At 36.2% G+C, this 12,839-nt stretch carries 15 protein-coding genes; 12 read left to right on the top strand and 3 right to left on the bottom strand.

Features of this window, described 5'->3' with window-relative positions; translation table 11 throughout:
• The first annotated feature begins 5 nt into the window (after positions 1-5).
• From BM012_RS10920 to BM012_RS10935, 4 genes are all read left to right on the top strand, one after another.
• Positions 6-830 (top strand): flagellar hook-basal body protein, encoded by an 825-nt coding sequence (locus tag BM012_RS10920; protein ID WP_061804784.1) that lies wholly within the window; start codon positions 6-8, stop codon positions 828-830.
• A gap of 19 nt (positions 831-849) precedes the next feature.
• The gene (locus BM012_RS25880) at positions 850-1,131 is read left to right on the top strand and encodes a DNA-directed RNA polymerase subunit beta (protein ID WP_225985354.1); all 282 of its coding nucleotides are present in this window, start codon (positions 850-852) and stop codon (positions 1,129-1,131) included.
• A 14-nt stretch (positions 1,132-1,145) separates the two neighbouring features.
• Positions 1,146-1,583: a 3-hydroxyacyl-ACP dehydratase FabZ gene (fabZ, locus tag BM012_RS10930; RefSeq protein ID WP_019394820.1), complete on the top strand. Its 438-nt coding sequence runs from the start codon at positions 1,146-1,148 to the stop codon at positions 1,581-1,583.
• A 120-nt stretch (positions 1,584-1,703) separates the two neighbouring features.
• Entirely contained in the window at positions 1,704-2,081 is a 378-nt protein-coding gene (locus BM012_RS10935) for a hypothetical protein (RefSeq protein WP_061804783.1), read from the top strand.
• 51 nt (positions 2,082-2,132) lie between these two features.
• On the opposite strand, the gene BM012_RS10940 is transcribed toward BM012_RS10935, so the two are convergent.
• Entirely contained in the window at positions 2,133-2,534 is a 402-nt protein-coding gene (locus tag BM012_RS10940) for a helix-turn-helix domain-containing protein (RefSeq protein ID WP_061804782.1), read from the bottom strand.
• A gap of 350 nt (positions 2,535-2,884) precedes the next feature.
• Between BM012_RS10940 and BM012_RS26395 the strand changes: the two genes are divergently transcribed.
• Complete coding sequence (locus tag BM012_RS26395; protein ID WP_161939314.1) at positions 2,885-3,040, top strand: hypothetical protein; 156 nt, start codon at positions 2,885-2,887, stop codon at positions 3,038-3,040.
• On the opposite strand, the gene BM012_RS10950 is transcribed toward BM012_RS26395, so the two are convergent.
• Positions 3,031-3,447: a YwpF family protein gene (locus tag BM012_RS10950; protein WP_061804780.1), complete on the bottom strand. Its 417-nt coding sequence runs from the start codon at positions 3,445-3,447 to the stop codon at positions 3,031-3,033. The two genes, BM012_RS26395 and BM012_RS10950, sit on opposite strands and share 10 nt — an antisense overlap.
• 115 nt (positions 3,448-3,562) lie before the next feature.
• Here BM012_RS10950 and BM012_RS10955 point away from each other — a divergent pair, with 115 nt between their 5' ends.
• A complete protein-coding gene (locus tag BM012_RS10955; RefSeq protein WP_061804779.1) occupies positions 3,563-3,898 on the top strand; it encodes a single-stranded DNA-binding protein in 336 nt (111 codons plus the stop codon).
• Between the two features lie 140 nt (positions 3,899-4,038).
• On the opposite strand, the gene BM012_RS10960 is transcribed toward BM012_RS10955, so the two are convergent.
• Entirely contained in the window at positions 4,039-5,094 is a 1,056-nt protein-coding gene (locus tag BM012_RS10960) for a C40 family peptidase (RefSeq protein WP_061804778.1), read from the bottom strand.
• A gap of 292 nt (positions 5,095-5,386) precedes the next feature.
• On the opposite strand from BM012_RS10960, the gene galU reads away from it, so the two are divergent.
• The 6 genes from galU to BM012_RS10990 all read left to right on the top strand — a co-directional run bounded on the left by galU (position 5,387) and on the right by BM012_RS10990 (position 12,832).
• Entirely contained in the window at positions 5,387-6,268 is an 882-nt protein-coding gene (galU, locus tag BM012_RS10965) for a UTP--glucose-1-phosphate uridylyltransferase GalU (protein ID WP_061804777.1), read from the top strand.
• Positions 6,269-6,390: 122 nt separating this feature from the next.
• Positions 6,391-7,734, top strand: coding sequence for a UDP-glucose dehydrogenase family protein (locus BM012_RS10970; RefSeq protein ID WP_061804776.1), 1,344 nt, complete (start codon positions 6,391-6,393; stop codon positions 7,732-7,734).
• A gap of 138 nt (positions 7,735-7,872) precedes the next feature.
• Positions 7,873-9,156 (top strand): nucleotide sugar dehydrogenase, encoded by a 1,284-nt coding sequence (locus BM012_RS10975; RefSeq protein WP_061804775.1) that lies wholly within the window; start codon positions 7,873-7,875, stop codon positions 9,154-9,156.
• An 88-nt stretch (positions 9,157-9,244) separates the two neighbouring features.
• Positions 9,245-9,952 (top strand): WecB/TagA/CpsF family glycosyltransferase, encoded by a 708-nt coding sequence (locus tag BM012_RS10980; protein ID WP_061804774.1) that lies wholly within the window; start codon positions 9,245-9,247, stop codon positions 9,950-9,952.
• 10 nt (positions 9,953-9,962) lie between these two features.
• A complete protein-coding gene (murJ, locus tag BM012_RS10985; RefSeq protein ID WP_061804773.1) occupies positions 9,963-11,492 on the top strand; it encodes a murein biosynthesis integral membrane protein MurJ in 1,530 nt (509 codons plus the stop codon).
• A 32-nt stretch (positions 11,493-11,524) separates the two neighbouring features.
• The gene (locus BM012_RS10990; protein WP_061804772.1) at positions 11,525-12,832 is read left to right on the top strand and encodes an oligosaccharide repeat unit polymerase; all 1,308 of its coding nucleotides are present in this window, start codon (positions 11,525-11,527) and stop codon (positions 12,830-12,832) included.
• Positions 12,833-12,839: the final 7 nt, after the last annotated feature.

Genomic DNA, 12,839 nt, shown 5'->3' on the forward strand with positions numbered 1-12,839 from the left:
TTATTATGAACCGTTCAATGATCAATGCAGCAAATACGATGAATGGATTGCAACAGCAGCTTGATCTTATCTCGCATAATGTTTCAAACAGCTCTACTATAGGATATAAAAGGCAGGAAGCGAATTTTAACTCTCTTTTATATCAACAATTTGCTACCCCTGTTGATGATACTAGAGGGAACGAAGGCAGAAAAACTCCGAGCGGTATTAGAGAAGGAGTAGGAGCGACGCTTAGCCACACGAGTACAGATAATGAATTAGGTTCTCTTACAACAACTAAGCGAGATTTAGATGTAGCTCTCTATAAGAAAGGTTATTTCTTTACTATTGCTACAAAAGACGGAATAAAGTATACAAGAGACGGAGCGTTCAATCTTTCCCAGGTAGATGAAAACTCTGTTATGCTTGTAACAGGAGACGGTAATCCTGTTCTTGATGAAAATGGGGAAACCATTATTATTCCTTCAAACTATCAAAAAATCTCCTTTACATCGCAAGGAGAACTAGCTGTTTATGGAGAAGATGAAACAGTACCTTTAAACGTATATGATCTTGGCATTGCTTATGCACAGAAACCTGCGCTTCTAATGAGGGATGGAGACAACTTCTTTTCTGCCCCAACGGAACAAGGAATAGAAAACCCCATGCTTAACATTAGTGGGCAAGAGAGATCTCGAATTGGATTAGAACAAGGTGTGCTAGAACAATCAAACGTCAATATAGGTGATGAATTAGCAAATATGTTGAATGCTCAGCGAGCTTATCAATTCAATGCTAAGTCTATTACCCTTTCAGACCAAATGCTTGGTTTAATTAATACAATGAGATAAAACTATAAGAGAACGGGGGATGAGGCAGACAATGACAGCACCAACAAGTGAGGTAAGACATCAGCATAAGAAAAAAGAAGGATTTCTAAAAGCGGCATGGAATGATTTACAGCAGGCGAGAAAAAATCGGGTTAAATTGTTTCCCCTTTGGTTACGTGTTATGATTGTCAGTGTTCTAATGACGGTTAGTGCTCTTATTGGGGTTGTCGTTGGCTATGCCTTTATTGGGGACGGCTCTGTTTTCGATGCTTTAAAACCGTCTACATGGAATCACATTATGGAATTCATTGTGAAAGAGTAAGGAGTGCAGAAAGTATGCTTGATATTGAACAAATTAAAGAAATTATTCCACATCGCTATCCATTTTTGCTTGTTGATCGCGTTTTGGAAGTTGAAGAAGGAAAGAAAGCAATTGGTATTAAAAATGTATCTGCGAATGAAGACTTCTTCAACGGACACTTTCCTACATACCCTGTAATGCCAGGAGTTTTAATTGTGGAAGCACTTGCACAAGTAGGAGCAGTAGCGATGCTAATGAAAGAAGAAAATCGTGGCCGTTTGGCTTTCTTTGCTGGCATTGATAACTGTCGCTTTAAACGTCAAGTTCGTCCTGGTGATCAGCTTCGTTTAGAAGTAGAAATGGTGCGTTTTCGCGGAGCTGTTGGTAAAGGAAAAGCGGTAGCAACTGTTGACGGAGAACTTGTGTGTGAGACAGATATTATGTTCGCACTTGGAGACAAGCAAGAAGGATAAAAGCCGTTGCAGCAGCACGGCTTTTTTTCTTTGGATATAATAGGGTAACATGCTCTCTTTTAACTGATTATGTTATAATGAGTTAAAAGAGAGCTTACAGTTTGGAGGTACTTTCGTTAAATGTTAAAGGATTTGCCACAAGGAGTAAAAGTCAGTATTACGCGTTCTATTACAAAAGCTTTTGAAGACTATATGAGTGAAATTAAGTGGAATGAAAGTCAATATAGTTCTAATGCATTTATCGATCAATGGAAGACCTATATTAGAAATAATGCTTCTTGGTTTAAAAAGATTGACGAGTCGATGAAAGAGAGTCCTGAATTTCATCAAGAACTCGCTGTTAAGATTAACGAGACAATTCAAAAAGTGATAACAGAGCCGCCGACGGAAGAACAAGTGGCACAGTTAGAGCGCTTAACGAAAGAGCAAGGAAATATTAACGTAGATTACTCTTGTAAAGCTGAAGCAAGATTCTGGATTCATAAATTTGTTAACTAATAAACTTAAATAAAAGACTGTTGATTTTATATCAACAGTCTTTTTATCTTATTATTCTTCAATAATTGTTTTAAGGACCTTTGTAAGGAAATGAACACGACTTCTAGACCCATTATCATTTTTAAAAATAAAAGTATAGAGATTTTCTTGAAGCTTAGGGTATTTTTTTAAGACTTTAACAAGTTGCTCAATTTCATTAGAATAATGGTTTTTGTAGGTGTGCTGAAACTCTTTGAGGAAAGGTGTATTCTGTTCTGCTTTCCCATATAGCTTGTCCATAGAAACTTGGTAGATTTCGCAGAGCTTAACGAAGTCCTGAAGGGAAGGATAGAGCTGAGCAGTTTCCCATTTAGCAATGGTAGAACGTGAGATATCCATTTCTCCAGCAAGATCTGCTTGTGTCCAACCTCTTTGTTTACGATAGTGACGAATGTTCATACAGAGAGAATCCATAAATAAGCTCCTTTTAAATAGAATAATAAAACATAGTGCTATTTGAGAACATAGCCCTGTAGGTTCTTAAATAGATCATAAAAAGTAGAGAAGTTTTTGAAAAATTTTAATTGTATAAAGACCCAAACTTTTGAATAAGAAAAACTAGAAATCTTCTACTAAAAAGTATGTCTACTCTTGTTGTATAAAATATGTATAATTATGTCAACTTATCGAAGAGTTTTCCTTACATTTACAGTGAAAACCTTCTAAAAAAAGAAAGGAGGAGTATGGTAATAACAAAAGGAGATTGCAAAAGAGAGAGAATATATTATGATGACAATAGAAATGCGAAAGGAGGTATAAAAGGGATGAGAAAGTTCTATTTAAGTAAATCGAAATGGTATAGCAGCATAGAACGGGAGGCAAGAAGGCCGATAGTACTTGGGAAAGCCTATAAAAACAATTTTCTATCTCCTCTATATGAAAATGATGTTATGGCATTTCCCGAAAAGCACTATCGTTGATATGATTTATTAACTTTTGTTTTAAATTCTTTTAACAGGGCTTCACCTTCAAGACCTTCTTGCAATAGTTGAGCAAGAATTCCTTCTGCGATATTTGGGCGTGTGTTTTTCAAATAGCCGTTCATAAGCACGCTAAAATAGTTCTTCATCTCTGTTGTAGCAATTACTTTTGTTTGAAAAGTAGCTGGTAAATTATTTTTTTTAGAAATAGTTGCTTTTACAGTTAGCTTCTCTTCTGATCTGCAAAGCTCTTGGAAGTAGTCTAATTCAGTTTTAGGAAGCAATGCTTCAATTGTCCAAAGGTTTTTCTCATCTTCTTTATTAATGATTAACCCGTCCTTTAGCAAGAGATCTTTTCGTTTGTCCGGACTTACAATATCTAAGTGGACAAGTTTAAACGTTTTCAAGATAACATCCCTCCATCACAAAATTAGAAATTATTATTTAGTATAGCATACTTAAACCCTTTATAGCCTTAACTACTCTAATCCTCCCTAATAATGAGAAAGGAGGTTACACTAATTGTTTAATCAAGTTACGTTAGTTGGTCGTCTTGCAAGAGTACCGGACCTTCGTTACACAACAGACGGAGTTGCTTATACTCATTTAGTATTAGCAGTTCAGCGCTCTTTTCGCAACCAACACGGAGAGTTTGACGCTGACTTTGTTTCTGTTACTGTATGGAGAAAAAATGCAGAAAATACAGTTCAATACTGTGAAAAAGGAACTTTAGTTGGAATCACAGGTCGAGTACAAACTCGTCAGTATGAACGTGATGGAGGTGAAAAAGTATTTTCAACGGAAATTATAGCTGATCGGATTCGCTTTTTGCAACGTAAAATAGGAGCACCATCCTAGATAGATCACAACTTGAAAGGGGGTGGAAAATCGTTTTACAGTGCCTCACTTCTTATACCTTCTAAAAAGACAATATAAACTTATCCTCTATTACCTCTCCAAAAATAAACCAGCTACAATATGTAGCTGGTCTTTTTTCATTAAAGAGCTCGAGCTCCTAAATAACGTTGATTCCAGTATGAATTTGTAAGCGATGAAACGCTTACTCCATTTGAGGAACTAGCATGTACAAATTGATTGTTTCCTAAATAAATACCCATATGAGAAGGACCAGAACGGTATGTAGTGAAGAAAACTAAGTCTCCAGGCTGTGGAGAAGAGACTTTTGTTGTTGTGCTCCAATATCCTGCCGTTGTTAAGCGTTGTCCGCCTGTTTGATCTTTTAATAAATAATAAATAAATCCGCTGCAATCAAATCCGCTTGTTGTTGTGCCTCCCCATTTATAAGGGATACCTTGAAGAGATAGGGCATCATTAATAAATTTTTGTTTATTAATAGAACCATTTGGTGTAGGCGTAGCAGGTGTTTTTGGTGGTGCTGGTTTTGAAGTGTTATTGTCTGTTTTAGGAGAACCAGTTATTTTCAATACTTGATTTTCATATATTGTATTGGTTGTTAATCCATTTAGGCTCTGCAATTGAGAAACGCTTATCCCGTATTGAGAGGCAATTTTCCATAAGGAGTCACCGCGTTTAACAGTATAAGAACCTGTGCTTTGTTCGTTTTGTCCCCCTGTTGGTGAAGGTGAAGAGCCAGTAGTTGGTGATGATGTACTTTCACCTGAAACTTTTAGCGTTTGGCCAACGTAAATTAAGTTGGAGCTAAGGTTATTTAACGTTCTGAGCTCTGCTACAGATGTCCCTGTTTGGGATGAAATTTTGTAAAGAGTGTCCCCACTTTTCACTTGATATGTTGATGTATGATTACTTGTTGAAGTAGGTGGTTGGGCTTGTGAGCTTTGTTCATTTGCAGATTGTCCATTTGGTAATTGAAGAACTTGTCCAATACGTAAAAGGTCGCTGCTTAAGTTATTGACCTTCTTTAAATCAGAGACACTTGTATTAAACTGTTTTGAAAGTTTAAAAAGGGTATCGCCTTTCTTTACTTCGACACTTGCTGCGTCTACGGACGTTTGAAAAAGATAAGCACTGCCTAGAACTGCTAACGATGTTAAAAATGGTACTCGTTTCCTCACATATATTCCTCCTATATGTTATTTTTTAACAATCATACTTGAATTTATTATACTATGGTTTTTGAAACTTGAGCTAACATTTATCGTCTATTAGTATAAAAACACGTAATATGTCTCATATCGGATTAAGATGTAAAACTTTAACCTTTAATGTAAAAATTGGCGACCTTTTTTTCATTTTGGTATTATATGAATGTGATAAATTAAGGCTACTATATATTGGTAACATTCTTTTGTTACTTTAAAACAGGAATGAGAGATAAAAGCTACTTCCAAAGGGGTTGTGAAGAGTATGGGGAAAATTCGCAAAGCCATTATTCCAGCAGCAGGGCTTGGAACCCGCTTTTTACCTGCAACGAAAGCGCAGCCGAAAGAAATGCTTCCAATTGTAGATAAACCAACGATTCAATATATTGTAGAAGAAGCAGTAGCTTCAGGAATTGAAGATATTCTAATTGTTAGCGGTCGAGGGAAACGAGCAATTGAAGATCATTTTGATAAATCGTATGAGCTTGAAGAAACGTTAGCAAAGCGACAAAAATGGGACCCATTAGAAGAGATTCAACAAATTTCACGCCTTGCAAACATCCACTATATTCGTCAAAAAGAGCCAAGGGGACTAGGGGATGCTGTAAACTGCGCCCGTACCTTCATTGGAAATGAGCCTTTTGCCGTCATGCTTGGAGATGATCTTGTTCAATCTAAGGTACCTTGCCTACTGCAACTTATAAAAGCGTATGAAAAAGAAAATCATACAGTCATTGGCGTTCAAGAAGTAGAATGGAAAAATGTTTCAAAGTACGGGATTGTTGAACTTGGAGATACACTAACAGAAGACTACTTTAGGGTAAAGTCTCTCGTAGAGAAACCAAGAAGAGAAGAAGCGCCTTCAAATTATGCGATTATGGGACGATATATATTAACACCTGAAATTTTTCACATTTTAGAGAATTTGCCAGCAGGAGCTGGAAATGAAATTCAGCTTACAGATGCAATTAGTAGACTTAGCGCTTTTCAAAGCATAGGAGCGTACCATTTTGAAGGTTGTCGATACGATGTGGGGGATAAGCTAGGATTTGTAAAAGCAACAATTGATTTTGCATTAGAGCGACAAGCGCTAAAACCTGCTCTTTTAGATTATATGAAAAAGAAGCTAAATGAACTTCAGCAATAAAAATCTGCGAAGAATAGCCTCTTAGCTTTATAGGAGGATATTCTTCCTCTTTTTATATGAAAGACATCTTAGCAATTTAGAAATTATTTTACTATACAAGTAAAGATGGTGGAGGGAAGATTGTGAATATTTCCATTGCTGGGACAGGATATGTAGGATTAGTGACAGGTGTTTGTTTAGCTGAAGTGGGTTATAAAATAACATGTTTTGATATTGATGAGAATAAAGTACAGCTTATGAAAGATGGATTCTCTCCCATTTATGAACCTGGTTTAAGTGAACTTATGAAAAAAAACAGCAAACAAAACCGCCTCTTTTTCACTCACGAGCCAAAAGAAGCATATAAAGATGCAGACATCATTTTTATTGCGGTTGGAACTCCTGAGCAAAAAGATGGTTCAGCAAATCTTCAATATGTAGAAAGCGTTGCAAAAGCAATTGCTGAAAACGTTGTAAAAGATACAATCGTTGTAACAAAAAGTACGGTTCCTGTTGGGACAAACGACAGGATCAAAGATATTATCGAAAAGCACAAAAAGCATGATGTGAAAATTCGTATTGCCTCAAATCCAGAATTTTTACGAGAAGGCACAGCTATTTATGATACGTTTAATGGAGACCGAATTGTAATTGGTGCAGAAGATCCTTATGTAATTGAAATATTAGAAAAATTGTACGCACCGTTAAACATTCCTATTATCAGTACAAATATTAGAAGTGCAGAAATGATTAAATATGCAGCAAACGCATTTTTAGCTACAAAAATCAGCTTTATTAATGAAATTGCGAACATTTGTGAACGAGTTGGAGCAGATATCGGTGATGTAGCTAATGGAATTGGATCAGATCAACGAATTGGGCATCAGTTTTTACGTGCTGGAATTGGCTATGGAGGTTCTTGTTTTCCAAAGGATACGAAAGCTTTAGCTCAGCTTGCTAATCATATTAACTATGATTTTCACCTGTTAAAATCTGTGATTGAAGTGAACAATGATCAGCGAGTATTGCTTTATGAAAAAGCGAAGGAACTTTACGGATCTCTAAAAGGAAAGAAGGTAGCAGTGCTAGGACTTGCTTTTAAACCAAATACGGATGATATTCGTGAAGCAGCAAGTCTACTTCTAATCGATGCTCTCAAACAAGACGAAGCACAAATCGCTGTATATGACCCAATTGCAACTAGACATATTCAACATATTTATGGAGATACTTTAAATTATATGGAAGTACCAGAAGATGCATTAGCACAAGCTGATATAGCATTCATTGTAACAGAATGGGATGAAATTAAGGAGATTCCTTTTTCAACGTATAAACAGCTTATGAAAGAGCCAGTTATTCTAGATGGTCGTAACTGCCATGATATTGAAGAAGCTAAAAAAGAGGAAGTGACGTATCTGTCAATTGGCAGGGAGCCTGTATATTATAAGGCAATTGAATCCTACGATATAGAAAATAATTCTTAATAAAATGGCAAAAAATTATAAAAAACGAGAAAATCTTTTCATGTTTTTCGAATAATGCTATCATGAATTTGTATTTTTCGATATAATATCAGTTAGGTTTAAATTTCAAAGCAAGTCATGTAAAGGAGACCTTTTGAAATGTCAAAGAAGTTATGCGTAGTCGGCCTTGGATACATTGGATTGCCAACGGCTGTTATGTTTGCAAACCATGGACTAAAAGTGCATGGAGTAGATATTAATGAGAAAGCAGTACAATTAATTAATAATAAGCAACTTCATATAGAAGAAAACGGCTTACAAGATCGTCTTGTATCAGCGATTGAAAGCGGTCATTTTACCGCTTCAACAGAGCCTGTAGAAGCAGACGTATTTATTATTGCTGTTCCTTCTCCAATTAAAGCTGATAAGACAGCAAATCTAGATTATGTACGTGAAGCAACAGAATCAATTGTCCCATTTTTAAAAGAAGGTAACTTGGTGATCCTTGAATCAACAGTGCCTCCTCGTACTGTTGAAGATGTGATGATGCCAGTACTTAAAACATCGCCATTAGAAATTGGTACACAGCTGTTTGTTTCTCATTCACCAGAGCGAGTAATTCCTGGTCGAGTTTTTGAAGAGCTTGTTGAGAATGACCGTATTGTTGGGGGAATTAATGAGAAATCAAGCCAACTTACTGTTGATCTTTATAAAACATTTGTAAAAGGAAACATTCACGTAACAGATGCTACAACAGCAGAAATGGTAAAAGTAATTGAAAACACCTACCGTGACGTAAATATCGCTTTTGCGAATGAATTAGCTAAGGTTAGTGAGAAAATTGGTGTGAATGCATGGGAAGCGATTAAGTTGGCTAACTACCATCCTCGTGTAAATATCCATTTACCAGGCCCTGGTGTTGGAGGACATTGTATTGCTGTTGATCCATGGTTCCTTGTTGAGCTTCAACCAGAACTAGCCAAAATTATTTCTCTTTCTCGTCAAACAAATGATTCTATGCCAGAATACACGGCATTAAAAGCAAAACAGATCATGGAAGAAAAGGGAATTAACAACGGACGTGTTGCAGTGCTTGGTCTAGCATTTAAAGGAAACATTGACGATATGAGAGAAAGTCCATCTGTTGAAGTTGTTGAACACTTAGAAAAACTAGGTGTGGATTACACAGCATATGACCCTCATATTAAACAAAATAACTTAGCAAAACAAACACAGAGCTTAGAAGAAGCAGTTAATCATGCAGACTTAATTGTCATTTTAACCGATCATAATGAGTTTAAAACCCTTGATCCGAAAGTAGTAGAGGGTAGTATGCGTACGAAGATGATCTTTGATACTAAGAACTGTATTGATCGTACGCTTTGGGAAGATAATCAGTTCGATGTTTTCTTACTAGGTGATTCTAAACATTCAGAAGTATGATGAACAATTAAAAGCGGCGCTTATTAAGAGTGCCGCTTGAAACATTATGTTTACGAAACTATTACTATTTTCTAAATTAGGTGATTAGATGAAGGAAAACATCTTAGGAGTAGATGTTTGCGACCAAACGTATGATCAGCTTGCGTCCCATTTATTAAGTGATATTGAGAACAAGCGTAAGTCGTTTATCGTAGCCATTAATCCAGAAAAGATTATGAAGGCGCAGGAAGATGAATCTCTTAGGAACCTGCTAAATGCTGCTACATACCAAATTCCAGACGGCGTTGGTGTACTTATTGCTTCAAAGTTAAAAAAAGGCAATATTAAAGAACGAGTAACAGGAATTGATATGATGATGAAACTTTGTGAACAAGCTCATCTTCATGGGAAAAAAGTCTTCCTCTACGGAGCAAAACCCGGGATCGCAGATGAAGCGAAAGCAAAGCTTGAAGAAATGTATCCAGGAATTCACATCGTCGGTACATTGAATGGCTACGAAAAAGATGAGAAAGTCATTGAAGAAACTATCAATGGTTCTGGTGCAGAAATCATTTTTGTAGCACTAGGTAGTCCAACCCAAGAAAATTGGATTATTAATCATAAGGAGAAATTAGCTCCATATGTTTATCAAGGAGTCGGCGGCTCATTTGACGTAATTTCTGGGCGATTAAATCGTGCCCCAGCTTTCTTCCAGCGTCTTGGACTTGAATGGTTTTACCGCCTCATCAAAGAACCTTGGCGTTTTAAAAGACAGTTAATCTTACCAAAATTTTTGATCAAAGTACTCAAAGGATAGACGTGGTATAATGTCAAAACTTAAATTTGTTACACTGCTATTTTTCGTATCAACGTTTGTATTAAAGTTCTCTAGTATGCTTAGGGATGTAGCCATTACAAACTATTTTGGAAGTACTAGAATTACAGATGCATACACAGTTTCAATGGTCATTCCAAATGCTATTGTTTTATTTATGCTAACGGGAATGAAAGAAGCCTTTTTACCGAGTTATTATAAATATGATGCAAAAGGAAAAGGATTTTCTCACTTAACAAACGTTGTGAAGGGGACAACCGTTATTGCGACATTGATTGCTTTAATCGGAATGATGTTGTCACCTTTTATAGTGCCCCTCATTTATAATGATTTTCAAGGCGAAGCAAAAGATGTAGCAATTTGGACATCTGTCATTTATTTTGCTTCCATTCTTCTTGTTGGAGTCAACGCTGTTTTTGAAGGCTATTTTGACGCTCAAAGAAAATTTTCCTTCTCTGTATTTTCCCAAACTATTGTTGTCTTCTGTACAATTGGAGGAGCAATTTTCTTCCATGCACAGCTTGGTATTTATTCAGTACCACTTGGCTATTTAGTTGGGACGCTAATTTCATTTCTAATCAAACTTGTGTATTTTAAGCCAACCAATTTTATTGATTGGAAGCAAAAGTCGGATTGGAGCGAAATCAAAGCCTTCTACTATATTTTTGTTCCTGTAGGTTTAACAATTGCAGTTGGACAAGTTAACTTGCTTGTAAACTCTATTTTCTCAGCTCAGCTTGGGGACGGAGCGGCAACAAATTTAAATCTTGCTTTCAGGCTGATTAATATTCCGCAGGCTGTGTTTGGTGTAACAATTGCAACAATTATCTTTCCTATGCTTGCTCGTGCAAAGTCACAAGATGATAAGGTGCTCTTTAAAAGAGGGATTGAAAAGGGGCTTTCGCTCATGTTTTTATTCCTAGCACCAACTCTTGCAGGGATGCTTATTCTTATGCCTGAGGTTGTAAAAGTAGTCTATGAACGTGGGAAATTTACAGCTGAAGCAACTGCTGCCACGAGTCATTATGCAATATTCTACGTTGGCTCAGCACTTTTCTACAGTATTCAAGCTGTTATTGCAAAAGGGTTTTATACGTTAGAAAAAGGACATTATATGTTACGAGTGGGAATTGTCTCTATTATATGTAACGTTATTCTAAATGCTATTCTTGTTAATACTCTAGGGGCATCAGGACTTGCTCTTTCATTTTCACTTGTTGCCTTAATATATTCTGCTATTACATTTACAACTCTGTATAAATTGATAAATGGTTTCTCTCTATCTTATGTTGGAATGGAATATGGAAAAGTATTTATCGCTACATGTGCAATGTTTGGATTGCTGATGTTGATGAAGGGGACTGTAGAAACATACAGCCCAAATGAATATGTATATTTAATGGTTATGATTATTATAGGAGCTATTTCGTACTTTATTGTTCTGTTCCTAACAGGATCACGTTCAATGAAAGAACTTATGAACATTAAACAACTAAAACGAGAAGCATCTGAGGGGAGGTAAACGTTACTATATTTGTAGTAACAACCTTATTTATGTTTAAAAATAATCGACTTATTCAATTTATTAATAAAGGTGACGTTTTTTCACCTTATATCTTCTTTCCAGCGATCTTTGCTATTTACTTTTTTATGAGTTTGTTTGATTTTGGTCGCATTCAGTACTTTAAGGCCTATAACAATATTTTCCTACCGGTTATTGTTGGTCTTATTGCCTATTATATAGCTGTATTTTTAATCCAAAAGCTTGGTTGGAAATTTCCGAAATTTGGACTTTCCTTTTTGAAAGGAAAAACAATTTATTTTGTTTATCTCCTAACTCTTGTAGGATTAGTGAGCTACTTAGCTATGCTTTTTACAGGTCAAATTGGAATTACAGATGAATCTGTACGTCGTAATCTAGATCCAAAACTTAACTTCCTAAGTTCCCTATTATGGTTTGGCGGTCTTCTTATTGTCTTCTATGGTGTTGTAGGAAGCGGTGGTCGTTTATCGAAGAAACAGAAGATCTCTTACGGTGTTATTATTGCCTTAATCCTTGTGGCGTTTATCCTTATGGGATATCGTACACCAATTGCTATTATGTTTTTTACATCACTCATTGCTTTTCACTACTTAGTAAAGAGAGTAAAAACATCCTGGATTATCTTAATGGTAGCCGTTATTGGTATTTCATTTTCTCTCTTCGGACTCTTCCGTGTATTAACAGAGGATACATCGAAAGAATTTAATACACGTCAAGGTCCTCAAGTTGAAGAGGAACATCAGCAGGAAGAAGCAATCACGGAAAAGCAAGAAGCTATTCGTAAGGTAAATGAAACTCCAAAATGGGTTCGAGCTTTAACTGAAACAATGGTCACAGGCCGTATTGTTATAAGCAAAATTGAAGATTATACAGAAGATCACGGTTACCTGAATGGAGAACTTCATAAAAGTATTCTTGGTACAGTGCTTCCAGGTGAGCAAAAATCACCGCGTATGATTGTAACAGAAGCAGCTAACGATTATGCAGTAAAACAGGTTGGAGAGTATGTTACAAGACCTGGAAGAACAACAACGCCAACTGTTATTGGTCAGTTTTATATGGACGGAGGATACGTTGGAATTGTTATTGGAATGGGTATCTTCGGTATTATTCTATCTCTTCTTTACAACAGAATGAGACAAACAACAACAAAGTCATATCAAACAATTGCGTATGGTTTTGTTACAACGATTTTTATGATTTCCATTCATACAGGATTGCTTGATCTGATTTTCCTACTTATGATTGGTTTTGCCGTTATTGCAACATCTATTGAGCAAGATAAGCGCAGAGATGGGCAGTTTAATCGACTATCATAAATTTCCT

Source organism: Priestia endophytica DSM 13796, assembly GCF_900115845.1.
Classification (GTDB): domain Bacteria; phylum Bacillota; class Bacilli; order Bacillales; family Bacillaceae_H; genus Bacillus_I; species Bacillus_I endophytica.